The organism is Streptomyces herbicida (assembly GCF_032656585.1).
Lineage (GTDB): Bacteria > Actinomycetota > Actinomycetes > Streptomycetales > Streptomycetaceae > Streptomyces > Streptomyces herbicida.
Genome location: NZ_JAUYWJ010000015.1, coordinates 278,457 through 303,909, shown reverse-complemented (window position 1 = coordinate 303,909; position 25,453 = coordinate 278,457). Strand labels below are relative to the sequence as shown.

The 25,453-nt window shown below is 71.5% G+C and carries 22 protein-coding genes and 1 pseudogene; 14 read left to right on the top strand and 9 right to left on the bottom strand.

All coding sequences use genetic code 11. The features are described from left to right. The first annotated feature begins 227 nt into the window (after positions 1–227). The 3 genes from Q8A52_RS30490 to Q8A52_RS30480 all read left to right on the top strand — a co-directional run bounded on the left by Q8A52_RS30490 (position 228) and on the right by Q8A52_RS30480 (position 3,803). Positions 228–392 carry a hypothetical protein gene (locus tag Q8A52_RS30490; RefSeq protein ID WP_316757211.1) on the top strand — a complete coding sequence of 55 codons (165 nt, stop codon included), beginning with the start codon at positions 228–230 and terminating at the stop codon, positions 390–392. A gap of 73 nt (positions 393–465) precedes the next feature. Next, positions 466–1,707: an amidohydrolase gene (locus tag Q8A52_RS30485; RefSeq protein WP_316757210.1), complete on the top strand. Its 1,242-nt coding sequence runs from the start codon at positions 466–468 to the stop codon at positions 1,705–1,707. A gap of 128 nt (positions 1,708–1,835) precedes the next feature. Beyond that, complete coding sequence (locus Q8A52_RS30480; protein WP_408649276.1) at positions 1,836–3,803, top strand: YncE family protein; 1,968 nt, start codon at positions 1,836–1,838, stop codon at positions 3,801–3,803. 15 nt (positions 3,804–3,818) lie between these two features. On the opposite strand, the gene Q8A52_RS30475 is transcribed toward Q8A52_RS30480, so the two are convergent. Further along, positions 3,819–4,874: a hypothetical protein gene (locus Q8A52_RS30475; RefSeq protein WP_316757206.1), complete on the bottom strand. Its 1,056-nt coding sequence runs from the start codon at positions 4,872–4,874 to the stop codon at positions 3,819–3,821. Positions 4,875–4,960: 86 nt separating this feature from the next. Next, a complete protein-coding gene (locus Q8A52_RS30470; RefSeq protein ID WP_408649275.1) occupies positions 4,961–6,154 on the bottom strand; it encodes a PP2C family protein-serine/threonine phosphatase in 1,194 nt (397 codons plus the stop codon). A gap of 82 nt (positions 6,155–6,236) precedes the next feature. Between Q8A52_RS30470 and Q8A52_RS30465 the strand changes: the two genes are divergently transcribed. The 4 genes from Q8A52_RS30465 (at position 6,237) to Q8A52_RS30450 (ending at position 10,936) form a co-directional block, all read left to right on the top strand. Continuing rightward, entirely contained in the window at positions 6,237–6,683 is a 447-nt protein-coding gene (locus Q8A52_RS30465) for a hypothetical protein (protein WP_316757202.1), read from the top strand. A 318-nt stretch (positions 6,684–7,001) separates the two neighbouring features. Next, positions 7,002–7,925 carry a hypothetical protein gene (locus tag Q8A52_RS30460; protein ID WP_316757201.1) on the top strand — a complete coding sequence of 308 codons (924 nt, stop codon included), beginning with the start codon at positions 7,002–7,004 and terminating at the stop codon, positions 7,923–7,925. A gap of 117 nt (positions 7,926–8,042) precedes the next feature. After that, a complete protein-coding gene (locus Q8A52_RS30455) occupies positions 8,043–8,969 on the top strand; it encodes an endonuclease/exonuclease/phosphatase family protein (protein ID WP_316757238.1) in 927 nt (308 codons plus the stop codon). A gap of 38 nt (positions 8,970–9,007) precedes the next feature. Then, positions 9,008–10,936 (top strand): FUSC family protein, encoded by a 1,929-nt coding sequence (locus tag Q8A52_RS30450; RefSeq protein WP_316757199.1) that lies wholly within the window; start codon positions 9,008–9,010, stop codon positions 10,934–10,936. Positions 10,937–10,955: 19 nt separating this feature from the next. Here Q8A52_RS30450 and Q8A52_RS30445 read toward each other — a convergent pair. Beyond that, a pseudogene (locus tag Q8A52_RS30445) lies at positions 10,956–11,144 on the bottom strand (hypothetical protein); the annotation flags it as partial. Between the two features lie 126 nt (positions 11,145–11,270). On the opposite strand from Q8A52_RS30445, the gene Q8A52_RS30440 reads away from it, so the two are divergent. The 3 genes from Q8A52_RS30440 to metG (Q8A52_RS30430) all read left to right on the top strand — a co-directional run bounded on the left by Q8A52_RS30440 (position 11,271) and on the right by metG (Q8A52_RS30430) (position 16,331). Continuing rightward, complete coding sequence (locus Q8A52_RS30440) at positions 11,271–12,860, top strand: VWA domain-containing protein (RefSeq protein WP_316757198.1); 1,590 nt, start codon at positions 11,271–11,273, stop codon at positions 12,858–12,860. A gap of 149 nt (positions 12,861–13,009) precedes the next feature. Beyond that, positions 13,010–14,725 (top strand): methionine--tRNA ligase, encoded by a 1,716-nt coding sequence (metG, locus tag Q8A52_RS30435; protein ID WP_316757196.1) that lies wholly within the window; start codon positions 13,010–13,012, stop codon positions 14,723–14,725. A gap of 4 nt (positions 14,726–14,729) precedes the next feature. Beyond that, complete coding sequence (metG, locus tag Q8A52_RS30430; RefSeq protein WP_316757194.1) at positions 14,730–16,331, top strand: methionine--tRNA ligase; 1,602 nt, start codon at positions 14,730–14,732, stop codon at positions 16,329–16,331. A 15-nt stretch (positions 16,332–16,346) separates the two neighbouring features. Here the strand turns inward: metG (Q8A52_RS30430) and Q8A52_RS30425 are convergent, their stop codons facing one another. Further along, on the bottom strand, positions 16,347–16,694 hold the full coding sequence (locus tag Q8A52_RS30425; RefSeq protein WP_316757192.1) for a DoxX family protein: 348 nt from the start codon (positions 16,692–16,694) through the stop codon (positions 16,347–16,349). A 411-nt stretch (positions 16,695–17,105) separates the two neighbouring features. On the opposite strand from Q8A52_RS30425, the gene Q8A52_RS30420 reads away from it, so the two are divergent. Together Q8A52_RS30420 and Q8A52_RS30415 are read left to right on the top strand one after the other, a co-directional pair. After that, positions 17,106–17,771 carry a hypothetical protein gene (locus Q8A52_RS30420; RefSeq protein ID WP_316757190.1) on the top strand — a complete coding sequence of 222 codons (666 nt, stop codon included), beginning with the start codon at positions 17,106–17,108 and terminating at the stop codon, positions 17,769–17,771. Positions 17,772–17,992: 221 nt separating this feature from the next. After that, positions 17,993–18,181 carry a hypothetical protein gene (locus tag Q8A52_RS30415; protein WP_316757188.1) on the top strand — a complete coding sequence of 63 codons (189 nt, stop codon included), beginning with the start codon at positions 17,993–17,995 and terminating at the stop codon, positions 18,179–18,181. A gap of 64 nt (positions 18,182–18,245) precedes the next feature. Here Q8A52_RS30415 and aspS read toward each other — a convergent pair whose 3' ends face one another. Further along, positions 18,246–20,009 (bottom strand): aspartate--tRNA ligase, encoded by a 1,764-nt coding sequence (gene aspS, locus Q8A52_RS30410; protein ID WP_316757186.1) that lies wholly within the window; start codon positions 20,007–20,009, stop codon positions 18,246–18,248. Between the two features lie 165 nt (positions 20,010–20,174). Between aspS and Q8A52_RS30405 the strand changes: the two genes are divergently transcribed. Continuing rightward, positions 20,175–22,310, top strand: coding sequence for a SpoIIE family protein phosphatase (locus Q8A52_RS30405; protein WP_316757185.1), 2,136 nt, complete (start codon positions 20,175–20,177; stop codon positions 22,308–22,310). Here Q8A52_RS30405 and Q8A52_RS30400 read toward each other — a convergent pair whose 3' ends face one another. The 3 genes from Q8A52_RS30400 to Q8A52_RS30390 all read right to left on the bottom strand — a co-directional run bounded on the left by Q8A52_RS30400 (position 22,311) and on the right by Q8A52_RS30390 (position 24,782). Beyond that, positions 22,311–23,342, bottom strand: a complete 1,032-nt coding sequence (locus Q8A52_RS30400) for an AI-2E family transporter (protein WP_316757183.1) — start codon at positions 23,340–23,342, stop codon at positions 22,311–22,313. Between the two features lie 120 nt (positions 23,343–23,462). Continuing rightward, the gene (locus Q8A52_RS30395) at positions 23,463–24,440 is read right to left on the bottom strand and encodes a pirin family protein (RefSeq protein ID WP_316757181.1); all 978 of its coding nucleotides are present in this window, start codon (positions 24,438–24,440) and stop codon (positions 23,463–23,465) included. Between the two features lie 27 nt (positions 24,441–24,467). Further along, positions 24,468–24,782, bottom strand: coding sequence for a hypothetical protein (locus Q8A52_RS30390; protein ID WP_316757179.1), 315 nt, complete (start codon positions 24,780–24,782; stop codon positions 24,468–24,470). Between the two features lie 6 nt (positions 24,783–24,788). Between Q8A52_RS30390 and Q8A52_RS30385 the strand changes: the two genes are divergently transcribed. Next, positions 24,789–25,010: a hypothetical protein gene (locus Q8A52_RS30385; protein WP_316757178.1), complete on the top strand. Its 222-nt coding sequence runs from the start codon at positions 24,789–24,791 to the stop codon at positions 25,008–25,010. 22 nt (positions 25,011–25,032) lie between these two features. Here the strand turns inward: Q8A52_RS30385 and Q8A52_RS30380 are convergent, their stop codons facing one another. Beyond that, positions 25,033–25,398 (bottom strand): hypothetical protein, encoded by a 366-nt coding sequence (locus Q8A52_RS30380; RefSeq protein WP_316757176.1) that lies wholly within the window; start codon positions 25,396–25,398, stop codon positions 25,033–25,035. Between the last annotated feature and the right edge of the window lie 55 nt (positions 25,399–25,453).

The window sequence follows — 25,453 nt, the reverse complement described above, 5'->3', positions numbered from 1 at the left end:
TGAGGAAACGCCTGTGTCAGCACCCCGACCGCGACCCGATCCGACAGTCGCCCACCTGATGACTTCAGTTGACCTGCTCTTGGCACACCACAACAACGACCAGATTGCCCCTAAGTTACCGGTATTGAGGTTAAACCGCGCATTAAGCATGCTTAACACGTCGCTGTTGTTGCGAGGTTGCCGTGCACGAACGCTACGGACGCCCCTCCGCACTGCCCCCTTCCCGCATGCGCTCGATCGGGGAGACCCCCACCGCCAGGGGCCTGGCCGCCGCCGTGGTGGCGGTGATCGCCCTGATCACGGCGGCGAACGCCGGCCCGGCCCGGGCGGCCGACTCCCACCCGGGCCAGCAGACCGTACAGACCGTACAGACCGCCGGGACGGCTCGATAGAGCCGCTCCAATCCTGGTACAGCGCGCGTCTCCCCGGGCCGCCGACCGGCCGCCCGGGGCCTACGCTGACCTTGTGACCTCTCCCGCCGCTCGTACCGCGCTGGATCTCACCGCCGGCCTCCCGGTCCCGGACCTGGAGGGCTTCTACCGGGATCTGCACCGGCACCCCGAACTGTCCCTGCGCGAGCACCGCACCGCCGGGAAGCTCGCCGGGCGGCTGCGGGCGGCCGGGTTCGAGACGTCCGAGGGGGTCGGCGGGACCGGTGTCGCCGGGGTGCTGCGCAACGGGGACGGGCCGGTGGTGCTGCTGCGCGCCGACATGGACGCGCTGCCGGTCAAGGAGGAGACCGGGCTGTCGTACGCGTCGCGGGCGGACGGCCTGATGCACGCCTGCGGGCACGATCTGCACGTCACCTGGCTCGCCGGGGCGGCCGCCGCACTGGCGGCCGGGCGGGAGACCTGGTCGGGCACGCTGCTGGCGGTCGGGCAGCCCGCCGAGGAGACCGGGCAGGGCGCGCGGCGCATGGTCGAGGACGGGCTGTACGAGCGGTTCCCGCGCCCCGATGTGCTGCTGGGGCAGCACGCGGCGCCGGGACCGGCCGGGCTGTACCCGCACGCGCCGGGGCTGATCATGTCCGCCTCGACGGACGTCGACATCGTCGTGCACGGCAAGGGCGGACACGGTTCGCGGCCCGAGTCGACCGTGGACCCGGTGGTGACGGCGGCGTATCTCGTCACGCGGCTGCAGACCGTCGTCTCCCGTGAGCTCGCCGCCCGTGAGCGGGCCGTGCTGACCGTGGGCCGTATCGAGGCGGGCACCCGGCACAACATCATCCCGTCCGAGGCGCGCATCGCCCTGAATCTGCGCACCCAGTCCGAGGCGGTGCGGGAGCGGATGCTCGCCGCGATCCGGCGTATCGCGCGGGGCGAGTGCCTGGCCGCCGGCTGCCCGCGCGAGCCGGAGGTGACGGTCGGCAGCACGTTCCCGGTGACGGTCAACGACGTCGACACCGACCGCCGGGTGGCCGCCGTGCACGCCGAGGTCTTCGGCGCCGGGACCGTCTTCGACCCGGGTCCGGCGATGGGCAGCGAGGACTTCCCTCAGCTGGCGGCGGGCTCGATCCCGTACTCCTACTGGTTCGTGACGACCACTCCGGCCGAGGTGTGGGAGCAGGCGTCCGGCGACGAGCTGATGGAGAAGGTCCAGCAGGTGCCGAGCAACCACAGCCCGCGCTTCGCCCCCGACCTCGCCACCGTGGCACCGGGCGTGCGGACGCTCGTCTCGGGGGCGCTCACATTTTTGTCAGTGGCATGACCTAGTGTGTTCCCCACCTAGTCTTCCCTCATCCGCCACACACGGCACACAGGGGCCACACAAAACAGCCGTGTTCCGTGGCGCCCGATTTCTCCATTCGTACCCGGGGGGTTCGAATCAGCGTGCGTATGCGCACTCTCACGGCCGCCACCACCCTGGCGGTCCTCTTCAGCTCGGCGGCGCTGGCCGCCACGCCCGCGTTCGCCGACACCGGCAAGATCCTGCCCATCAAGCAGTCCGGCGACATCGTGGTGGACGGCGTCCACCAGCAGGTCTTCCTCAGCGACCCGAGCAACGGCAAGATCGTCGTCACCGACTACGCCGGCAACGTCGTCAAGCAGCTCACCACCGACCTGTCCGGCGTCGACGGCCTGGAGCTGTCCGCCGACTCCGGCACGCTCTACGCGGCCGTGCAGGACGTGGACGCGATCGCCGTCATCGACACCGCGACCGACACCGAGTCCACCCGGTACTCGGTGGGCGACAAGCCGCGCAGCGTCGCCCTCGCGGGCGGCAAGCTGTGGTTCGGCTACGGCGGCGCCGCCGAGGGCAACATCGGCTCCGTCGACCTCGCGAGCGAGACGCACGAGGTCACCCTCGGCCAGGACAACAGCTGGTACGCGGCGCCGCTCCTGGACGCGGCACCGGGCTCCGACACCCTCGTCGCGGGCGCCCTCGGCCAGAGCCCGGCCGAAATCGCCTCCTACGACGTCTCGTCGGGCACCGCCAAGAAGCTGGCGTCCACCCGTGAGGCGGGCAGCAACCTCGGCGACCTCCAGGTCACCCCCGACGGCAAGGACGTCGTGGTGGCCAGCGGTGCGCCCTACTACCACCAGGTGTTCAAGACCTCCGACCTCACGGCGGACGGCCAGTACGCCAGCGACGCCTACCCGAACTCGGTGGCCATCGCGCCCAACGGAACGGTCGCGGCGGGTATCTCCGGCTCCTACGAGCCGGACGTGTACGTCTACCGGCCCGGCGCGACCACCTCGGTCCGCCAGTACGACTTCCCCAACACCGGCCACACCAGCGGCGCCGACCTGCTCGCCGACTCCGGCCTGGCCTGGACGCCGGACGCCTCCCGCCTGTTCGCGGTGACCTCCAACAGTGAGGGCGTCTACTCGCTGCGCGAGTTCGACGCCCCCGCCAAGGCGGCCACCACCCTCACGGTGAACGCCCCGGCGTCGGCCCCGCGCGCCAAGAAGCTCACCGTCACCGGCAAGGCGACCTCGGCGATCGCGCTCCCCGCGGGCGCCAGGCTGACGGTCACCCGCACCGACCTGGAGTCCCCGAACGGCAAGGCGCTCACCCCGGTGACGGTCAAGGCCGACGGCACCTTCTCCTTCACCGACACCCCGCCGGCCGGCGGAAAGGTGAAGTACACGGTGGCGTACACGGGCGACGCCGACCACGCCGCCGCGAAGGCCTCCGACACCGTCGACGTCTCCCGTGCCAAGCCGGCGCTGACGATCGGCAACAACGGCAAGGTGTACTCGTACGGCGCCGACGTGAAGTTCACGGCGCACCTCGGGTCGACGTACAAGAACCGCACCGTGGAGATCTGGGCCGACCCGTTCGGCTCGGACAAGCCCAACAAGCTGGTCAAGAAGGGCACGGTCAACTCCAGCGGCAACCTGTCGGTCACCCTGGACCTGAAGCGGGACACCAAGGTCACGGCGAAGTTCGCGGGCGACGCCCGCTACCAGCCGCGGTCCGTGTCCAGCACGGTCGGCGCCAAGGTGAAGGTGTCCACGTCGGTGAGCCGGCAGTACAAGACGAAGAGCACGTGGGGCCACACGTACTACTTCTTCCACAAGTCCAAGAACCCGCTGTTCACGACCACGATGACGTACTTCCCGGGCCGCAAGCAGCGCCTGCAGTTCCAGGTGTACTACCAGGGCACCTGGTACGACGCCGGCTCGCAGTACTTCCCGCTGGGCTCCAACGGCGTGTCCAAGGTGGAGCTGGGCGGCGACCACGGCCAGGACGTGGGCTGGCGCTTCCGGGCCCGCTCCTCGTACCTCAACAGCAGCTCCGGTGACACCGTGAACTCCACGACGCACGGCGCCTGGAAGTACTTCACCTTCACCAGCTGAGGTACCGGCGGGGCTTCACTGGGTCTGGAGCTGACGCAGGTGCTGCTGGACATGGTCCAGCGCACCCTCCTTCCGCCCCGGCACCCTGAGCCTCAACTCCGCGAGCGCGGGCCCGAGTTCACGGGCCCGCGCTCTGTCGTCGATACGCCCCCACTGGTGGTGCGCCCGGTCCACGGCCGCCTCCACGGCGGGCGCGTCCGCGGCCTGTCCGGCGGCCAGCCGGGCGGTGGCGACCGTCAGCCAGGTACGGCAGCTGCGCGCCGCGTCCCCCGCGAACATCGCAAGATCCGCGCGGACTTCGGCCCAGTGCAGCGCGTCCTCGGAACCGGGCCCGTGCGCGCGCGCCGCGGCCTGCTCCCACTGCGCGGCGAGCCCGTCCGCCTCCGCGTGCCGCCCGGCCTCGACGGCCGCGGCGATGGCCGCGTGCGGATCGCCGCTCTGCGGCCCCGGCGCGGTCAGCAGGACGTTCGTGGCGGCCTCCGCCCCCAGCCGGGTGACCACCTGCTGGTGCAATTGCTCCAGCGGCGGCCGGTGTCCACTGCGCAGGATCGTCGCCACCGCCCTCATATACGTCGGCAGCGCGACATCGCGGCGGGACGGCGGCGGTGCGATGCGACCGTGAACGGCGTTGTTGCGGCCGGAGTCCAGCGGACGGGCGGTCAGGTGCTCCCAGGTCTCGGCGTCCGCGTGCAGATCGACGACCAGGGTCGTCGCACCGGTCGGGCGCAGCCGCAACTCCTCACGGATCCAGTGCCAGGGGAAGGCCGTGTAGCGGACCGTTGCCGGGGTGGTGCGGGCCAGCGCCAGATGGGGCAGGCGCTGACGGCGGTCCAGCTGGAGCTGCCCGGTGACGAAGACGGTCAGCGGACCGGGGGCGGCCGCGGCGGCGCGCAGCCGGGTCAGGACGGCCTGCGGCTCCAGCGGGTCGGCGAGTTCGACCACGTTGGCGGTGTCCGTGCCGGACAGCACGGCGGGCGCGACGGCCGCGAGGACGGGGAGCACGGAGGCCGCGTCCACCAGTTGCCCACGGCCCATCGGCGAGGCCGCGAGCAGCAGCACGGTTCCGGGCATCGTCCCCCCTGTCGTCGGTCCCCGGTCGTCGGTACCGGTGATCGGTCAGGGCAGCACCGTAACCGCTGCGGCTGCAAAGGGAGGTGTCAGGACGGCAATCGTCCTCCCAACGCGGCTCCTTCGAGCCGCCGGACCGCGAAGATCGTGGTGTCGTCGCCCAGGTGACCGCCGCTGTGGCGCAGCACGCCGTCGCGCACATAGCCGACCAGGCGCCGCGGATCGGCGACGTGCGGGTCGGCGGCGAAGGCGCGGGCGACCTGGTCGGTGAGGGCGTAGTACATGCCGTGGCCGTCCCGGGCCTCCGTCACGCCGTCCGTGGTGATCAGCAGCGTCGCGTCGGCGGCGAGCGGGACATGGGCCGGGGGAGGCCGGCCGTCGGTGGGTACGAGGTCGTTCATGCCCAGCGGGAGGCGGTCACCGGGCGGCAGGTGGTGCACCCCTTCGCGGCCGACCGCGAGCGGGGGTTCGTGGCCGAAGTTGACGACCTCGACCGTGTCGGGCCGGTCGTCCGAGAAACCGAGCAGAACGGCGGTGGCGAAGCGGTCGCCGTCGTCGTGGCCGAGGGCGGTCGTGTGGCCGCGGTGGCGGAGCATACGGATCTCCAGGCGGGCCGCGACGGTCATCAGATCCGGTTCGTGGTACGCGGCCTCCCGGAAGGTGCCGAGCAGCGCGGCCGCGGCCTCCACCGCGGCCAGGCCCTTGCCCTGCACGTCCCCGACGAGGACGCGGGCGCCGTACGGGCCGGGCTGGATGTCGTAGAAGTCACCGCCCACACGGGCGTCGGTGTCCGCGGAGAGATAGACCGCCGCGTGCTCCAGCCCCGCCCAGTCCGGCGGCAGCGGGCGCAGCACGGTACGGCGGGTGGTCTCGGCGATGTCCCGCATGTGCAGCATGCGCTGCTCGCCGCGCACCCGGATCGCGCAGGCCAGCGTGGCCAGCACACCGCCGAGGGCGACCAGGATGAAGTCGGGCAGGCCCGCCTGGTACTCGTTCGGCCAGGTGCTGTCCAGCACGACGTACACGACGACCGAGATCGACGCGAACGCGGCCGTGGTCCACACCCCGCAGATCGCGGCGGCGATACCGGGCACCAGGACGATCCAGGAGATGATCCGGAACCGCTCGGTGGTGTTGAAGTCGATCACCGCGATCCCGATGAGCAGCAGCAGCGGCGCCAGCCAGGCGACGCTCCACCCACGGATCCGCAGCAGCTGCTGCCGCCGCAGGTCTGGGTCGTCGGTCACGCACCTCAGCCAAACACGGCATGGTCCTGGTCGCATCCGGACCCCTTTTCCGACTTGCCAGGCGGTCCCCCCAGGTGTGCTCTGGAAGGCGGGGGCGAGGAGAGAGAGGAGTGCTCTCATGGCTCATGCGGCACCCGCGACCGGTGCGGTGACCCGGCGCGGCGCACTGCCCGACGTCTTCAGCGAGCGGACCCATGCGATCGCGAGGTGGGCGACGCCCGCGGTACTGGGCCTCATCTACGGGTACTGGGCCGCGGCCAACACCCGCTACGGCGGCCCCATCACCGGCTGGAACCTGCTGTTCGGCTTCGTGACCGCGATCGTCTTCTTCGCCGTGTACATGGGTGTGCAGGCACTGGCCCCGCGGCTGCCGCGGGAGCTGCACGCGGTGCTGTGGGGCGCCTTCGCGGGCATCGCGGTCGGCTTCCTGTTCAGCCTGAGCGGCCGCGGTCACGCCGTGCTGGAGTCCGCGATCCTGGGCCTGGTGATCGGCGCGGTCGTCTTCTGCACGCTGTTCTATCGCTACTACACGCACGAGGACGCGGAAGGACACCGGATCCGCTGATCCGTGAGGCACGTGTGGGCCCCGGCCGGACTGCCGGGGCCCACGCGCTCCCCTGTTCCCTCCTCACCGGCCGCCGAGCAGGCTCCAGGTGCTCGACGGCGTCCAGGCGGTGGTCCACGCGAGTGCCGGGCCGAAGCCCGTCCTCCCCCACCACCAGGAAACACCCGTTTGGGTGATCCCTCCACCGGAGCGGGCGGTCACCGACCCGTCGAGGGGACCGTCGGGGCGACCCCCGTTCGGTTGGACTCATTGCCCCAAATGCCCCCGAATGCAGGCGCACCGCTCGCGCTCCAGGCCCCCAGGCCCTTGCCTGAAGGCGTGCCCCCACGCCTCAGGAGCGCCCTGTCGGCGGCGCTGATCGCCCTGTCCTGCCTCCTCGTGCCGTTCGGCGCGCTGGCGGCCTGGGCGGCGTACACGCTCGCCGACACCAGCCGGTACGTCACGACGATGGCGCCGCTCGCCACCGACCCGGACGTGCGGGACGCCGTGGCGGACACCGTCGGGGCCGGAATCATGCGCGAGGTCGACGACCGGTTCGACACCCGCCGGATGCGCGGCACGGTCGGCCCCTTCGTGCACGACGCGGTGCGCTCGTTCACCCAGACCCGGGCCTTCCGCCTGGCCTGGGACGCGGGCAACCGGGCCACGCACGACGCCGTCCTGCGGGCACTGCGCGACGAGGACGGCGGGGGCGAAAGCACCGTGTTCGTCGATCTCGCCCCCGTCACCGCCCAGGTCAAGGAGCAACTCGCCGAGGACCATGTGCCGCTCGCGGCCCGCATCCCCGTGGAGCACACCGCGGTCGCCGTGCTCCCGGCGGGCGAACTGACCCCGCTCCGGAAGGGTTTCCACGTGCTCGAAGTCGCCGGCTTCTGGCTCCCCGCCGCCTCCCTCGTCTTCGCCGTCGCCGGGATCGCCCTCGCCGTCCGCCGCCGCCGCGCGATCGTCGCCACCGGGCTGGGCACGGCCCTGGGCGGCGCCCTGCTCGGCGTCGCCCTCGCCGTCGGCCGCGGTCTCACCCTCGACGACCTGCCCCCCGACGTCCCCCACGCGGCCGCGGGCGCCGTCTACGACGCGCTCACGTCCACCCTGCGCACCGTGTCCTGGCTGCTGGTGGGCCTCGGCCTGGTGGTGGCGCTGACCGCCTGGCTCACCCGGTACGTGCGCGCGGTGCGCCTGGTACGACGCCGGCGCGCGGCCGCGACGGCACCCGCCCCGGCTCCCACCCGCGCGCAGGTGTGACGGCGTAACCTCGGGCTCGTGACCTACCAGCCCGTCCGGGGTTCCGGGACAAGGCCGTTCGGTCCGAACGGGGAGTACGGGGACGACCACCCCCGGCGGGCGGGGCGAGGGCTCCGCGTGTGGTGTGCCGCCCTGCTGCTCGCCGGCGTGAGCGCGGTCGTCGGCTGCCGACTGGCCGACACCGACGGCGTCACCCCCGTGCCGCAGCTGCTGGCCTTCCTGCCGTGGCTGCTGGTCCCCACCGGTGTGGCACTGCTGTGCGCGCTGCTCGCGCGGTGGTGGCCGGGGCTGGTGTGGGGGGTCACCGCCCTCGCGCTGCTGGCGTGGTTCATCGAGCCGTACGGAAAGACCACGGAGCCCACCAGCGCGCCCCTGGCCCGGCTGCGGGTGCTGACCTCGAACGTCGAGTTCGGGCGGGCCACCGGCGCCCTCGCCCCCGAGATCCGGCGGCTGCGTCCCGACGTGGTGTTCGTGCAGGAGTGCGAGTTCACCTGCCAGGCCACCCTCGAGCGGGACTTCGGCGGCACCTACCCGCACCGGCAGGCGGTCGCGGCGGGCGGCTCGGAAGGCTCGCTGCTGCTCAGCCGCTTCCCGCTCGAGGGCACCGACGGCGTCCGCGGCACGATGGGCATGCCCGGCGCCGTCGCCGACGTACAAGGGCACCAGGTGCGCCTGCAACTCGCCCACCCCATGCCCCCGTTGCCCGGACAGCTCGGCCTCTGGCGCAGTGAGCTGGGCCGGTTGCGCGACTTCGCCGAGGCCGACGACGACACCCCGACCGTGCTGGCCGGCGACTTCAACGCCTCCCAGGACCACGCCGCCTTCCGCCGCATCCTCGACACCGGCCTGTACGACGCCGCCCGCCTCGCCGGGCACGACCGCACCCCCAGCTGGCCCGCCCGCACCGCCCGGGTCCTCGGCGCCCAGATCGACCACGTCCTGGTGTCCCGGGACTTCTCCGCGGCCGACGCCCGCTTTGTTTACCTGGCCGGCACCGACCACCGCGCGCTGGTCGTCGACATCACACTCCACCAGCGGAAATGACCCGGAGCGGGCCGCGGTGAGGCAGCGATAATGGGCGCATGTCCCGCGAGTTCCCCATCGGCCTGACCCCTCCCGACTGGCTGGTCCGGAACCTCCAAACCCAGCGGGCCCCCCTCAACTGGCCCGCGATGGCCCGCGCGGCCGTCGCCATGGCCCTGCCCCTCGCCGTCGGACTCGCGGCGGGAGAGCCCGCCTACGGCGCCCTCGCCTCCATGGGCGCCCTGTCCGGCGTCATCAGCGACACCGCCGACGCCTACCGCATGCGGATCCTCAACATCGCGATCCCGCAGCTCTTCGGTGCCGTGGGCATCACCCTCGGCGCCCTCTTCCACGGCCAGGGGTGGCTCACCGTCGCCGTCGTCACCGGCGTCGCGCTGGTCTCCGGGATGATCTCGACGATCGGCGCGGTGGCCTCCGTGTCCGGTCTGCTGCTCCTGCTCAATGCCGTGGTGGGCGCGGGACTTCCGCTCCCCGGCGACTGGTGGCTGGCCCCGGCGCTGATGACCGGCGGCGGCCTGTTCGTCCTTCTGCTCGCCCTGCTCGCCTGGCCGGTGCGGTCCGGGGTGCCGGAGCGGGCGGCGGTCGGGGCCGCCTACCGCACGGTGGCCGGCCTGCTGGCCGCCTGCGGGGACCCGGACCGGTACGAGCAGGCCCGCGTCGAGGTCACGCAGTCCCTGAACCAGTCGTACGACCTCATCCTGGCCCGCCGCGCCCGTCACCACGGCCGCAGCCCCGAACTGACCCGTCTGCTCGCCCAGTTGAACGCGATCACCCCGGTCGTGGAGGCGGCCCCGGCGGTCCATCTCGCCGGCCGGGCACTGCCGCCCGAGGTCCCCGGGGCCGTACGTCATCTCGCCCAGGCCGTCGAGACCGGCTACACCGGCCCCATAGGGCTCGCCCTCCCCGCCCCCACCTCCGAGACGAGCCGGGCCGTCGACCACGCCCTGCGGCACGCCGCCGATGTCGTCGCCGCCCCCGACGTGGACCCGCGCGGCATCGACGACAGCTGGGCCTCCCTGAACAGCCGCACGGCCCGGGTCGCCCGCGACGTCATCCTGTCCGCCAACTCCTGGCGCTACGGCCTGCGCCTCGCCCTGTGCATCGGGATCGCCCAGGCCCTGGTGTCGATCATCCCGGTCCCCCGCTCGTACTGGGTCGCCCTGACCATCACCTTCGTCCTCAAGCCAGACTTCGGCTCGGTCTTCTCGCGGGCGCTGCTGCGCGCGCTGGGCACGGTGGCCGGTCTGGTCGTGGCGGCGGCGATCCTCTCGGAGGTGCCGAGGGGCTGGTGGGACGTACCGACGATGATGGTCCTGGCGCCGCTGATCCCGGCCCTGGCCCCGCGCGGCTACGGCTACCAGACGGCCGCCATCACCCCGGTGATCCTGCTCCTGTCGGACATCCTGAACCACCTGGGGACCGCGCTCCTGCTGCCCCGGCTCCTTGACTCCCTCCTGGGCTGCGCGATCGCGCTGATCGCCGGCTATCTGCTGTGGCCGGAGAGCTGGCACACCCGGGTCGGCGACCGCCTGGCGAACGCCGTCGCCGACACCGCGCGCTACGTCGAGTCGGCCTTCGGGGAGGGCACGGCCCCCGCCGCGCGCGCCCGTATGCGCCGCCGTCTCTACCGCGATCTCTCCGTGATCCGCACGGAGTTCCAGCGCGCCCTGACCGAGCCCCCGCCGACCGGCCGCCGGGCCGCCGCCTGGTGGCCGCTGGTCGTCGCCGTGGAACGCATCGTCGACGCGACGACGGCGGCCCGCGTCCGTGTGAAACACGGAGCGAAGCCGCCGTCGTCCGGCGAGATCAGTCAAGTCTCGCTGCAGCTGCGGGAGTTGTCCGAGGGCGTGCGTCGGGCGGACACCCTGGTCGCCGTCCGCACGGACCTCACCGGCCCGGCGGACAGCGTCCTGGAACCGCTGCGCCAGGAAGTGGCGGCGGCCAGGGCGATCGCGTCACCGCACTGACGCGAGGGGTCTCAGCCCCCCCGATGTCCTCGCCGTCCGCACGCCACACGGCGACCACGGCCGAGCGGACGATCTTCCCGGGCCCGTCCGGCCAGGTGCTCGCCGGCTTCTCCACCGACGCGCCGTCGATCTCGCCCGGGTGCTGCACCGCGACGAGCACCCGGCGCTCCTGCACGATCGGGCCGCAGGTCTCGGCGCCGGTCGGCAACCCGGGGGAGCGGGGGCCCTCAGCGCAAACCTGACCCTCCCCAAGATCACCCCCAAGGGGGGCTAACCTTACGTGTCCGTCCTGGCCAGGGATTGACGGAACCAACTCACGCGAAGGGTTGCGCACATGGGCATTCTCACTCTCCTGCGGAACGCATTCGGCCGGTCACGCAAGACGCGTACCGCCGAGGCAGAGGGTGCGGATCGAGTTCCTTCGCAGGAGCAGGAACCGCAGGTCACACCCTCCACCCCGCACGTCCCCGAGCCCCGCACGTCCGCCTCGGACGAGCACGATTTGGTCTCGGCGGCGTTCGACAACATCACGGTCCCCAAGCAGGCGGACCCGACGGAAGCACCACTGGAGCCGACGGCTGAGCCGGTGGCTGAGGCTGAGCCGGAGCTTGAGCCCGTGGCTGAGGTCGAGCCCGAGCCGGTGGTGGAGGTCGAGGCTGAGCCGGAGCCCGAGGCTGCGGTCGAGCCCGAGGCCGAGCCGGTGGCCGAGGTCGAGCCGGAGCCGGAGCCCGTGGCCGAGGTCGAGGCTGAGCCGGAGCCCGAGGCTGCGGGCGAGCCGGTCGCTGAGGTGGAACCCGACGTGGAGCCGGAGCCGGTGGTAGCCGCCGAGCCGGAGCCCGAGGCCGCCGTCGAGCCGGAGCCGACCGCGGAGACCACCCCCGAGCCCATCGCCGAGGCCGAGCCCGTCGTGGAGCCCGAGCCGGTCGCCGAGGTGGAACCTGTCGTGGAGCCCGAGCCTGAGCCGGTGGCCGAGGTCTCGGAGCCGGAACCGGTCGCCGGCGCGGCGAGCGCACCCGCGGCCGCCGACGGCGAGGACGCCCCACAGGGGCCACCCGCACCCGAGGACGAAACCCGCACGGGCGGTGCGGGTGGGAACGAACCGGCCGAAGGCGAAGCCGAGGCCGTGGCCGGCGCGGCGAGCGCACCCGCGGCCGCCGGCGGCGAGGACGCCCCACAGGGGCCACCCGCACCCGAGGACGAAACCCGCACGGGCGGTGCGGGTGGGAACGAACCGGCCGAAGGCGAAGCCGAGGCGGCCGCGCCCGCCATCACCCTCGCCCGCCTCAAGTCCCGCGCCCCCGGCCTGGCCACCGCCTACAAGGCAGCCACAGCCACCCTCAAGAAGACCAACCTCACCGGCACCCGAGCGAAGCTCTACCTCGTTCTCGACCGCTCCGCCTCCATGCGCCCGTACTACAAGGACGGCTCCGCCCAGGCCATCGCCGAGCAGACCCTCGCCCTCGCCGCCCACCTCGACCCCGAGGCCACGGTCCACGTCGTCTTCTTCTCCACGGAAGTGGACGGCACGACCGACCTCACCCTCGCCACCCACGAGAACAAGATCGACGAGGTCCACGCCGGCCTCGGCCGCATGGGTCGTACCAGCTACCACGCCGCCGTGGAAGCCGTACTCGCCCATCACAAGAAGGAACACGACGCCGCGGCTCCCGCCCTGGTCGTCTTCCAGACGGACGGCGCCCCCGACGCCAAGACCCCCGCCACCCAGTCCCTCACGGACGCCGCGAAGAACCATCCCTCCGTGTTCTTCTCCTTCGTCGCCTTCGGTGAGCACGACAACAAGGCCTTCGACTACCTCCGCAAGCTGAAGACCGAGAACACGTCGTTCTTCCACGCGGGCCCGACCCCCCGCGAGCTCACGGACACGGAGCTGTACGAGGGCGTACTGGCGAACTGGCGCCCGTAAGCACCTGTAACCCCCCGTAACCGAACAGCCACACCCATCCCGTGCCGCCCGCTTCTCATCCCGTAAAACGGGAGGCGGGCGGCATACACATGTCGGCTACGATTTCAAGGTTCGTACACATAGCGACCGCGACCTGGGAGCAGCCCCCGATGGCTCGACACCTCATCACCAGCGCCCTTCCGTACATCAACGGGATCAAGCACCTGGGCAACATGGTGGGGTCCATGCTCCCGGCGGACGTGTACTCCCGGTACCTCCGCCAGCGCGGCCACGACGTCCTGTACATCTGCGCGACGGACGAGCACGGCACCCCCGCCGAGCTGGCCGCGAAGGAGGCCGGCCTCTCGGTCGCCGAGTTCTGCGCCCAGGCGCACGACGCCCAGAAGGCGGTCTACGACGGCTTCGCGCTGGCCTTCGACTACTTCGGCCGCAGCTCGTCCCCTGAGAACGTCGAGATCACCCAGCACTTCGCCCGCCGCCTCAACGAGAACGGCTTCATCGAAGAGCGCGCCATCCGCCAGGTGTACTCGCCCGCCGACGGCCGCTTCCTCCCGGACCGCTACGTCGAGGGCACCTGCCCCCACTGCGGCTACGACAAGGCTCGCGGCGACCAGTGCGAGAACTGCACCCGCGTCCTCGACCCGACGGACCTGATCAACCCGCGCTCGGCGATCTCCGGCTCCACGGACCTGGAGGTCCGCGAGACCAAGCACCTCTTCCTGCTCCAGTCGAAGCTCCAGCACGAGGTCATGGAGTGGGTCGCCCGCCACGACAACGACTGGCCGCAGCTGGCGTCCTCCATCGCCCACAAGTGGCTGACCGAGGGCCTGCACGACCGCGCGATCACCCGTGACCTGGACTGGGGCGTCCCGGTCCCGGCCGACACCTGGCCGGAGCTGGCCGCCGAGGGCAAGGTCTTCTACGTCTGGTTCGACGCCCCGATCGAGTACCTCGGCGCGACCAAGGAGTGGTCCGACCAGGACCCGGGCAACCGCGACTGGAAGTCCTGGTGGTACGAGGTCGACACGGACGTCCGCTACACGCAGTTCATGGCGAAGGACAACGTCCCCTTCCACACGGTGATGTTCCCGGCCACCGAGCTGGGCGTCCGCGAGCCGTGGAAGAAGGTCGACTACGTCAAGGCCTTCAACTGGCTGACGTACTACGGCGGAAAGTTCTCCACGTCCCAGAAGCGCGGCGTCTTCACCGACCAGGCCCTGGAGATCCTCCCGGCCGACTACTGGCGCTACTTCCTCATCGCCAACGCCCCGGAGTCCGACGACTCCTCCTTCACGTGGGAGCACTTCACCGCCACGGTCAACAAGGACCTCGCCGACACCCTCGGCAACTTCGTCAACCGCGTCCTGTCCTTCTCCCGCAAGCGCTTCGGCGACGACGTCCCCGCGGGCGGCGAGCCGGGCGAGGCGGAGGCGAAGCTCGGCGAGGAGATCGCGCGTCTCCTCGCGGAGTACGAGGAGCACATGGAGTCCCTCCAGTTCCGCAAGGCCGCCGCCGCGCTGCGCGCCCTGTGGTCGGCCGGCAACTCCTACCTGGAGGAGAAGGCCCCCTGGCTGGAGATCAAGACCGACAAGGACGGCGCGGCCCTCACCCTGCGCACGGCCATGAACCTGATCCACCTGTACGCGGTGGTCTCGGAGCCCCTCATCCCGAGCTCGGCGGCCACCATGCGCGCGGCGTTCGACCTGAAGGACGACTCGGCCGTGTGGGTCTCGGCGAACGAGGCGAAGTCCCTCTCCTCCGTCCCGGCCGGCACGCCCTTCACGGTCCCGCCGGTGCTGTTCGCCAAGCTCACGGACGAGGACCTGGAGACGTACAAGGAGCGCTTCGGCGGCCAGGAGGGATGACGCCGTGACGACCCGGAACCCGTCGTCGTACTACGTCACCACCCCGATCTACTACGTCAACGACGCGCCGCACCTCGGCCATGCCTACACCACGGTCGCGGCGGACGTGCTCGCCCGCTGGCACCGCGGGCGCGGCGAGCGCGTCTGGTTCCTCACCGGCACCGACGAGCACGGCCAGAAGGTCCTGCGCACGGCCGAGGCGAACGGCACGACCCCCAAGGCGTGGGCGGACCGGCTGGTCACGGAGTCCTGGCAGCCCCTCTGGGAGCACCTGGAGATCGCCAACGACGACTTCATCCGCACCACGCAGAAGCGCCACACCGACCGTGTCCAGGAGTTCGTGCAGGACCTGTACGACAAGGGCGAGATCTACAAGGGCGGTTACGAGGGGCCGTACTGCGTGGGCTGCGAGGAGTACAAGCTCCCGGGCGAACTGATCGACGGCGAGGGCGAGTTCGCGGGCCGGAAGCTGTGCCCGATCCACCGCAAGCCGGTGGAGATCCTCAGCGAGGAGAACTACTTCTTCCGCCTGAGCGAGTACGGCGACAGGCTCCTCGCCCACTACGAGGCCCACCCCGGCTTCATCCAGCCCGAGTCCGCCCGCAACGAGGTCGTGAACTTCGTCCGGGCCGGTCTGCAGGACCTCTCCATTTCCCGCTCGACCTTCGACTGGGGCGTCCCGGTCCCGTGGGACGACAAGCACGTGATCTACGTGTGGGTCGACGCGCTCCTGAACTACGCCACGGCGGTCGGCTACAACGAGAACCAGGAGAAGTTCGAGTCGACCTTCCCGGCCGATGTGCACATGGTCGGCAAGGACATCCTCCGCTTCCACGCGGTCATCTGGCCGGCGATGCTGATGGCGCAGGGGCTGCCGCTGCCCGCCCGGATCGCGGCGAACGGCTGGCTGATGGTCGGCGGCGAGAAGATGTCGAAGTCCAACCTGACCGGCATCGAGCCGCAGGACCTCACGTCCCACTTCGGGGTGGACGCGTACCGCTGGTACTTCCTGCGCGCCATCGCCTTCGGCCAGGACGGCTCCTTCTCCTGGGAGGACCTCTCCGCCCGGTACACGAGCGAGCTGGCGAACGACTACGGCAACCTCGCCTCCCGCGTTGCGGCCATGGTCGGCAAGTACTTCGACGGCACGCTGCCCGAGGCCACGGCGGACGGCGCGGCCGAGCGGGCAGTCCACGAGGGCCTCGCGAGGGCGGCCGCCGAGTCCGACCGCCGCATCGGCGACGAACTGGACTTCCAGGGCGGCATCCTGGCCGTCTTCGACCTCGTCAAGCAGGTCAACGGCTATCTCACGGAGCAGGAGCCGTGGAAGGTGGCCAAGGACGGCTCGGCCGAGGGCCGTGCCCGCCTGGCCACCATCCTCTACACGGCGGCGGAGTCGCTGCGCGGCGTCGCCGTCCTCCTCGCCCCGGTCATGCCGGAGACCTCCGGGAAGCTCTGGGACTCCCTGGGCGCGGAGCCCTCCCTGGGCGCCCTGTCGGACCAGCGGATCCAGCAGGCCGGAGAATGGGGCAGGCTCCCGGCCGGCTCGACGGTGACCAAGGGCGCGGCCCTCTTCCCGCGCCTGGCGGAGAAGCCGGGCGAGTGACACCGCCCGGCCGGCTCAGACCGCGGCACCGAGGGCGAGCGCACCGATGACCGGGGCGGCGTAGACGAGCGGGAACGGGATGTGCGAGTACCAGCGCGCCCGGGCCACGGTGACGGCGGCCCCGGCGAAGTAGAGCACCAGCCCCGCCCCCGCCGCGACTCCGACCGCCGGCACGAACAGCCCGACCAGCAGCCCCACGGCCCCGGCGGCCTTGGCCAGCCCGAGCCAGGTCCACCATGCCCTTGGCACCCGGTAGTCCTCGAGCGCCTTGACGATCCACTGGGCCCGCAGCAGCAGGACGGTGCCCGAGAAGCCGGCCATCACAGCGGCGAGGACGGTGACGACGACATGGGCGATACGCATGAGAAGCTCCGTTCCGAATCAGCACCGGACATCCCTCTGACGGCCGCGAACCCGCACGTGTGACAGCCGCCGCGAAAGATTCCGAGAAGCGTCGTAGAGGCCCTCGCCGACCGCTGGGGCGTCGAATTCGGTCCCACTCCACGAAAAACGGTCTGGGTCGAGCTCGAACTCTCCGCATCCGCACCGGAGCACGACGGACCACGCTCCGGTGCGGCCCACGCTCTTGGGAGTACGCCTTCGGTGCTGAGGAAGCCGCCCGCACCGTGCCCGCCGAAGATCACTTACCTGGGGTTCTGAAACAGGCATGGCGCGACTGTTTCCCGCAGGGCCGTACGGCCCCGTCGGCGATCAGCCACCGCACCCTCCCGCTAGGCTCCAGCCGGTACAACCGCACACCTCCCGGGCCAGCGAGTGAACCTTCCCGAACCCCACCTCCGCCTCCTCACCGACGTCCTCGCCGTGGCCGCTCCCCTGGCGCTGGCCGGCGGATACGCCCTCCAGGCCCACGGCCTGCTCGAACGCCCGCACGCGAACGTGGACTTCGCGACGGAGAGCGCCGAGCCGATGGAGCGGATCGTGGGCGCGCTCCACGACGCGCTCGTCTCCCGGGGACGTGAGGTAACCCTCCAGGATCTGGCGCCCCTCTCCGCCCACCTGTCGGTCACGGACCCGCCGACCGGCTCCGCTTGTCTCCTCGCCCTCCACAAGGAAACCTTCTGGAGCCCTCCCGTCCTGACGCCGTACGGTCCGACGCTCAGCCTGGAGGACGCGGTGGGCACGAAGATCCGTGCCCTCTACGACCGGGGCCTGGCGGTCGACCTGATCGACGCGCGGGCGGCGGCGGACCTGTTCTCCCTGCCCGGCCTGGAGGAGCTGGCCCGCCGGCACGTCCGCGACGAGTTCGACCTCCCCACCCTCCAGACCCGCCTGGAGGGCACGGACTACTACCCGGACACGGCCTTCACGGCGTACGGCCTGGAGGACGACGAGATCACCGGCCTGCGCGCCTGGGCCCAGACCTGGTCGACGGACATCGCCGAGCGGCTGCTGGAGGAGGGGGCGTCTCCGGACGACTGATCCGTGGACGCCCCCTCCTCCGGAACTACGAAGCCGACGACGTCGCCGACGCGCTGGGCCGGGGCGCGTCCTGGCCGTCGTGGGTCGCCGTCGGGTCCACGGCCACCGTGATGGAGCCCCGGACGCCCTTCGCGATGTCGTCCGGTGGTAGCGGAGCTTCAGGAGGCCGCCGTGGGTTCAGCCGCACCGGCAGGTTCGGTTCCCGGTCGGAGAACTACGACTTGGGGGGCACGACCTTCGAGAGCGTCTCCCTCGGCGACTTCAACGGCGACTCCGCGCCGGACCAGGCCGCCGCCACCTCCCGCGTGAGCGGCCTGAGCGGCGGCTATGTGTATGCCCCGCCGGGGAAGCTGGCCGAGCAGCAGAACGGCACGCTGGTGGGCGGCAACGGCCTGCTCTGGGTGATCTGACCGCCGTACGGCGAAGGGCTGGAAACCGGCGTCGGTCTCCAGCCCCTCGGAAGTGCCCTGCCGCTTACTTCGGCTGCGGCTTCCGCACCGACAGGTGCAGTTCCTTCAGCCGCGCCTCCTCCAGCTCCGTCGGCGCGCCCATCATCAGGTCCTGGGCGTTGCCGTTGAGCGGGAAGGCGATGGTCTCGCGGATGTTCGGCTCATCGGCCAGCAGCATGACGATGCGGTCGACGCCCGGCGCGATGCCGCCGTGCGGCGGGGCGCCGAAGCGGAAGGCGCGGAGCATGCCCGCGAACTTCTCCTCGACGGTCTCCCGGTCGTAGCCCGCGATCTCGAAGGCCTTGAGCATGATCTCCGGCTCGTGGTTCCGGATGGCACCGGAGGACAGCTCGACGCCGTTGCAGACGATGTCGTACTGCCAGCCCAGGATGTCCAGCGGGTCCTGGGTCTCCAGGGCCTCCAGGCCGCCCTGCGGCATGGAGAACGGGTTGTGCGAGAAGTCGATCGCGCCGGTGTCCTCGTCCTTCTCGTACATCGGGAAGTCGACGATCCAGCAGAAGCGGAAGACACCCTCCTCGAAGTGGCCGGCCCGCTTGGCGGCCTCGACCCGCACCGCGCCCATGATCTTCGAGACCTCGTCGAACTCGCCCGCGCCGAAGAAGACGGCGTGGCCGGCCTCCAGCCCGAGGCGCTCGGTGAGGACCTTGACGTTCTCCTCCGTCAGGAACTTCGCGATCGGGCCGGTCAGCGAGCCGTCCTCGGCGACGCGGACCCAGGCCAGGCCCTTTGCGCCGAGCGAGACCGCGAAGTCACCGAGCTGGTCGAAGAACTTGCGGGGCTGGTCCTGGACGGCCGGGACCGGCAGCGCGCGCACGTGCTTGCCCGCGAAGGCCTTGAACTCCGAGCCCTCGAAGATGTCGGTGATGTCGACGAGCTCCAGCTGGGCCCGCAGGTCCGGCTTGTCGGAGCCGTACTTCAGCATCGCCTCGCGGAACGGGATCCGCGGGAAGGGGGAGGTGACGTGGCGGCCGTTGCCGAACTCCTCGAAGAGCTCCGTCATGAGCTTCTCGACCGGCTGGAAGACGTCCTCCTGCTCGACGAAGGACATCTCGATGTCGAGCTGGTAGAACTCGCCCGGCGAGCGGTCCGCGCGGGCGTCCTCGTCACGGAAGCAGGGCGCGATCTGGAAGTAGCGGTCGAAGCCGGAGATCATCAGCAGCTGCTTGAACTGCTGCGGGGCCTGCGGCAGGGCGTAGAACTTGCCCGGGTGCAGACGAGAGGGGACCACGAAGTCACGGGCGCCCTCGGGGGAGGTGGCGGACAGGATCGGCGTCGCCATCTCGTTGAAGCCGAGCGCGGTCATCTTGTGGCGGATCGCGGAGATCACCGCCGTACGCAGCATGATGTTGCGGTGCATGCGCTCGCGGCGCAGGTCAAGGAAGCGGTACTCCAGGCGCCGCTCCTCGTTGACCCCGTCCTCGGCGTTGATCGTGAAGGGGAGCGGGGCGGCGGCGCCGAGCACCTCGACCTCGCCGACCTCGATCTCGATCTCACCCGTCGGCAGGTCCGGGTTCACGTTCTCGGCGCCTCGCGAGACGACCTTGCCGTCGGCGCGGACCACGGTCTCCTTGGACAGCTTGTCCAGGGCCTCGTACGCGGCCGTGCCGGGCCGGGCAACGAGCTGCGTGATGCCGTAGTGGTCGCGCAGATCGATGAAGAGGATGCCGCCCAGGTCGCGCCGATTGTGCAGCCAGCCACTCAGCCGGACGTCGGTCTCGACGTCAGAGGCGCGGAGCTCGCCGCAGGTGTGGGACCTGTACCGATGCATCGTCGTTCATCCAGTCTTCGCGGATCGGGGGCTGTGTGGGGCAGTGCTTCAGGTTGTTTCACGTGAAACACAGACCAGCGTACCGGGCACCCGAAGATCGCCTCCCACCATTACCGGGCTGGGGAGCAGTGGCACTCTTCGATCGCATCTTCTTAAAGTGGGGCAATGCGCACTGGCGAGCCCCTGCCCGCCGTCGGGGATGTCCTCTCCTCCCTCGCGACCGGGGTGTGGCACTGGAACACCGCCACCGGGCTGGTCATGATCGACACAGAGACCGCTCGGCTGCTCGGACTGCCCGGCGAAACGACCACCCTCACCCAGGCCCAGGCCCGGGCACGCTTCCACCCCGTCGACTGGAACGAGAACACCAGCATCATCCGGCTCGCCTCCGACGAGGGCACACTGGCCGAGGTACGGCTGCGGATCATGGACGACCAGGGCCGGATCGTGCGCACGGTACGCAGCCGTTTCAGACCGGTGTACGACCGCAAGGAGCGCGTGTACCGGGTGACGGGCACCCTGCAGGAGGTCACCGAACCGACGCCGGGCACCGCGGCACAGACCCCCGTCACCGGTGACTGGCGCCGCTCCCGGGAGGCCTTCCTGCTGGACGCGGGCCGTGCGCTGGCCGAGGCACGGTCCACTTCGGAGGTGCTGCGGGTCGCGGCGGGGCTGTCGATGCCGGGGTTCTCTCCGGACGGGCTGGCCGTCTTCGGGGTGCAGGGCGACCGGCTGACGGTCATCGGGCATCACGGGCATCAGCCCGGCGACGAGGCTCCCTTCACCGACATGCCGCTGGAGACGGACTACCCGGCCGCCGAGGTGGTCCGGACCGGCCGCGCGGTCTATCTGTCCTCGCCCGAGCAGTACAAGACCCGCTACCCGGTGACCTGGCCGCTCGCCCGGCACTTCGGCAGACAGTCCTGGGCATTCCTGCCGCTGACGGCGGCCGGCCGCACGATGGGCGCCTGGCTGGCGGCCTTCGCCTATCCGGTCGCCTTCACCCCGGACGAGCGGTCGGTGCTCACGACGGTGGCCCGCATGCTCGCCCAGGCCCTGTCCCGGGCCGGGGCCGCCGAGTCCCAGCGCGAACTGACCGACGGGCTGCAGCGCTCCATGCTGCCCACGCTGGGCCCCGAGATCCCCGGCATGGGCGTGGCCGCCCGCTACATCCCCACCGGCGGCGGGCTCCAGGTCGGCGGCGACTGGTACGACATGATCCCGCTGCCCGGGGGCACCTCCCGGACGAAGTCCGGTGGAGGCAGGTTCGCGCTGGTCATCGGCGACGTCCAGGGGCATGACGTGCGGGCCGCCGGGCTGATGGGCCAGCTGCGGATCGCCCTGCGCGCCTATGCCTCCGAGGGCCACCGCCCCGACGCCGTCCTCTCCCGGGCCTCCCGCTTTCTGCACGGCATCACCGAGGGCGCCTGCGACGACGCCGACCCGCGCTTCGCCACCTGCCTCTATGTGGAGGTCGACCCGGGGTCCGGCGTCCTGGAGATCGCCCGCGCCGGACACCCGGACCCGGCGATCCGCATGGCGGACGGCACGGTGATGATGCGGCCGACGGCGGGCGGTCTGCCGCTGGGCATCGACCCGGACGCCGACTATCCGACGACGCGGTTCGCGCTGCAGCCCGGCGAGACCATGATGATCTGCACCGACGGTCTGATCGAGACCGGCGGTCATGACCTGGAGAGCGGCTGGCACCGCCTCCGCGCCATCCTGGAGGACCACGAGGGCAGCCTGGAGTCACTCGCGGACGCCCTGGTCCAGGCGGTGCACGGACCGTCCTCGCACCAGACCCCGGGGCCGCTGGCCGACCGTCGCGAGGACGACATAGCCGTACTGCTGCTGGGCAGGCCGGGGGAGGGCGACGGCTACGGCGCCACGATGCTCGTCGGACCCTCGGTCCGGCGCACCCTGCTGTCGGTGGCGCAGGACGAGCCGGAGCGGATCGCCGAGGCCCGCCAGCATGTGCGCGGTCTGCTGCACGACTGGACCTCCGACGAGCAGGTGGACACCGCGGCGCTGCTGGTGTCGGAGATGCTCACCAACGTCCTCGTGCACACCGACGCCGACGCCCTGCTGCTCGCCGAGGTCACCGGCGAGACGGGCGAGCGACGGCTGCGGGTCGAGGTCACCGACCCCGGCGACGACCTCCCGCACAAGCGAAGTCCCGGGGAACTCGCCTCCTCCGGGCGCGGCCTGGTGCTGATGGAGCTGCTCGCGGACGCATGGGGGGTGGATCCGCGGGGCGAGGGGAAGAGCATCTGGTTCGAGCTGCACGAGAAGCGGTGATCAGGGGGTGGCGTACCGGCTCCGCAGTTCGTGTACGACCCCGAAGGCGGCCGCGGTGAGCGGTACGGCGAGCAGCATCCCGACGATGCCCGCGACGGACGCCCCGGCCGTGATCGCCAGCATCACCACCGCGGGATGCATCTGCACGGTCCGGCTCTGGATCATCGGCTGGAGCACATGACCCTCCAGCACCTGCACGGCGACGACGACCCCGAGCGCCCACAGCGCGATCACGAACCCCCGGTCGGCGAGCGCGACCAGCACGGCCACCGCGCCGGAGAGGAAGGCGCCGAGGTAGGGGATGTAGGCGCCGACGAAGACGAGCGCGCCAAGGCCGGGCGCGCCCGGCACCTGCAGGATCAGCAGTCCGACGGTGATGCAGGTGGCGTCGATGAGCGCGATGACGGTGGTGCCGCGCATGAATCCCTCGACGGCCGCGAAGGCCCGCCGTGCCATGGCCTCCAGGGTGTCGCCTGTGCCGTGCGGGGCGAGGGACCGCAGGCTCTCGGCCGCCCGGTGGGAGTCACGCAGGAAGAAGAAGACGAGCAGCAGGGCCAGTACGGCCATGGCGATGCTCTCGCCGACCACGCTGACCCCGCTGATGACGTTGGAGGCGGCCGTCCCGCCGAACTTGGCCAGCAGGTCCTTGGCGTTCTCGGCGAGGTCGTCCAGCGAGGTCCCCGCGGCACCGAAGTGCTCGGCGACGGCCCTCCCGGCGGCCCGCAGCGAGGAGACGATCTGGTCCCCGGTGTCGATCAGCGCGGCGACCACGATGTAGACGGCCCCGCCGATCACGGCCACGACCGCGACACAGGTGAGCCCGGCAGCCAGCGAGCGGTGCACCCCGGCCCGGACGAGCCGCCGGTGCAGCGGCCCGAGCAGCGCTGTGCCGAGCAGCGCGAGCAGCACGGGCGTGACGGCCGTACGGAACGTGGTGCACAGCCGGACCCCGACGTAGCCGACCCCGTAGACGAGCAGGATCACCGCGCACCAGGCGGCGAGGCGGCGAACGGGGTCGGGCAGAAGCTGCACACACCCAGCCGATCACGCACCCCACCGGGCTGTCCTGCGCTCAGGCCCGGCCGGGTGACGCGTTACGGCAAAAGCCCCGTCCGGCGCCATTGACGGACGGGGCTGTCATGGGGCTCGGGCTCAGGCCTGCGGCCCGCTCTCGGTCATGCCGTGGACGGCCGGAATGGTTCCGAGCCGGCCCTTCTGGAAGTCCTCGAAGGCCTGCTGGAGTTCCTCACGGGTGTTCATGACGAAGGGGCCGTAGTGGGCCATGGGCTCACGGATGGGCTGCCCGCCGAGCAGGACGATCTCCAGGTCCGGCGTGTGGGAGTCCTGCTGCTCGTCCGCGCGGACGGTCAGCGAGGAGCCGTTGCCGAACACGGCGGTCTGGCCCAGCTGGATCGGACGGCGGTCGGCGCCGACGGAGCCGCGCCCGGCCAGGACGTAGGCGAGGGCGTTGAAGTCCTCGCGCCAGGGCAGGGTGATCTCCGCGCCCGCGGCGAGGGTCGCGTGGATCATCGTGATCGGGGTGTGGGTGACACCGGGACCGGTGTGGCCGTCCAGCTCACCGGCGATGACGCGGAGCAGCGCGCCGCCGTCGGGAGAGGTGAGCAGCTGGACGTTGCCGCCGCGGATGTCCTGGTAGCGGGGGGCCATCATCTTGTCCTTGGCCGGGAGGTTCACCCACAGCTGCAGGCCGTGGAAGAGACCGCCGGACATGACCAGGGACTCCGGGGGGGCCTCGATGTGGAGCAGGCCCGAACCGGCGGTCATCCACTGGGTGTCGCCGTTGGTGATGGTGCCGCCACCGCCGTGGCTGTCCTGGTGGTCGAAGATCCCGTCGATGATGTAGGTGACGGTTTCGAAGCCTCGGTGCGGGTGCCAGGGGGTGCCCTTGGGCTCGCCCGGCGCGTACTCCACCTCGCCCATCTGGTCCATCATGATGAACGGGTCGAGGTAGCGGTAGTTGATCCCGGCGAACGCCCGGCGAACCGGGAAGCCCTCGCCCTCGAATCCGCTCGGTGCGGTCGTCACGGCCAGCACGGGACGGGAAGCGGCGTCGGCCGGCGCGGCCACACGGGGCAGGGTCAGCGGGTTCTCGACGGTCACTGCAGGCATTGGTCGGTACCTCCTTGTGAGCCCACTTTAGTTGAGCATTGAACTTTCTGCCACTCCCAACAGAGAAAGCCCGGAGGGCATTCCCTCCGGGCCTCGCCGGGTGCGGTCACGCGAACAGGGCGGCGACCGCCGGCCCACCAAGGAGAGGCCGAGCAATGTCATGGGGAGCCCGAGCACCAGCGCGATGATCAGGCCGCCGATCAGCTGCCCCACCGTCGCCCGCCCCACCGTGGTGGTGCCTTCCGGATCCTCGGGGTCGTACACGATCTCGACCACGCTCGGGCCGCCCTCCGGGCCGCCGCGCTCCCGCCGCCGGCCACGGGCGTCGACGTAGGAGTACATGTAGGCGTGACCGCGTCCTCACCGGTTCCGACGTCGTACGAGGACTCCAGCCGCCCCTCGACCGCGATCCCCGGGGCACGCAGCACGACGGTGTCGTACAGCATGCGCCGGCCGGCCACCACGGCGGCGACGCCGGGCGCCAGGACCAAGGGGCCGCCCACCGCCCAGGAAACGACGCCCCGCTCCCCCGCGCCACGAGCCACCAGCGCGGCGGTGACCAGCAGATAAAGGACACCCAGCGCCCCCATGGTCACGTCCCTCGGCGCCGCGACCCCGGGCGCTGCACCGGCTCGGTGGTCACCCGCGCCACCCCGTCCCGGCGCGGCTCGTCGGCGTCCCGCGCGGGCACCGCGCGGGACGCCGCCTCGGCGAACTCCCGCACGGCCGGAGCGCTGCGCGAGGCCAGGGTGTACGTCGCCGGGTCCGGGGCCGCGGAGGTCAGGACGACGGCCGGCTCACACCCTTCGGAACCGCGTACCTCCACGCGCTCGATCGCGGCGACGGGTATCTTGCGGCGCACCGCGCCCGCCTCCAGCAGCAGTTCGCCGGAACGCAGCCGGGCAACAGAACGCCGCCGGCCGTGCAGGACCAGCGGCGATGTGGCGTTGTCGGTCACGCGGGCACAGTAGTCAGGCGTTCGAGCGGAAGGGGAGATTCAGCTCAGCCGTCTA

Excerpts from the sequence above, each read along its gene's own strand:
- Q8A52_RS30490 (WP_316757211.1), top strand. The coding sequence starts at position 228 with ATGCGCTCGATCGGGGAGACCCCCACCGCCAGGGGCCTGGCCGCCGCC.
- Q8A52_RS30480 (WP_408649276.1), top strand. The coding sequence starts at position 1,836 with ATGCGCACTCTCACGGCCGCCACCACCCTGGCGGTCCTCTTCAGCTCG.
- Q8A52_RS30475 (WP_316757206.1), bottom strand. The coding sequence starts at position 4,874 with ATGCCCGGAACCGTGCTGCTGCTCGCGGCCTCGCCGATGGGCCGTGGG.
- Q8A52_RS30470 (WP_408649275.1), bottom strand. The coding sequence starts at position 6,154 with ATGCGACCAGGACCATGCCGTGTTTGGCTGAGGTGCGTGACCGACGAC.
- Q8A52_RS30465 (WP_316757202.1), top strand. The coding sequence starts at position 6,237 with ATGGCTCATGCGGCACCCGCGACCGGTGCGGTGACCCGGCGCGGCGCA.
- Q8A52_RS30450 (WP_316757199.1), top strand. The coding sequence starts at position 9,008 with ATGTCCCGCGAGTTCCCCATCGGCCTGACCCCTCCCGACTGGCTGGTC.
- Q8A52_RS30440 (WP_316757198.1), top strand. The coding sequence starts at position 11,271 with ATGGGCATTCTCACTCTCCTGCGGAACGCATTCGGCCGGTCACGCAAG.
- metG (WP_316757196.1), top strand. The coding sequence starts at position 13,010 with ATGGCTCGACACCTCATCACCAGCGCCCTTCCGTACATCAACGGGATC.
- Q8A52_RS30425 (WP_316757192.1), bottom strand. The coding sequence starts at position 16,694 with ATGCGTATCGCCCATGTCGTCGTCACCGTCCTCGCCGCTGTGATGGCC.
- aspS (WP_316757186.1), bottom strand. The coding sequence starts at position 20,009 with ATGCATCGGTACAGGTCCCACACCTGCGGCGAGCTCCGCGCCTCTGAC.
- Q8A52_RS30405 (WP_316757185.1), top strand. The coding sequence starts at position 20,175 with ATGCGCACTGGCGAGCCCCTGCCCGCCGTCGGGGATGTCCTCTCCTCC.
- Q8A52_RS30395 (WP_316757181.1), bottom strand. The coding sequence starts at position 24,440 with ATGCCTGCAGTGACCGTCGAGAACCCGCTGACCCTGCCCCGTGTGGCC.
- Q8A52_RS30390 (WP_316757179.1), bottom strand. The coding sequence starts at position 24,782 with ATGTACTCCTACGTCGACGCCCGTGGCCGGCGGCGGGAGCGCGGCGGC.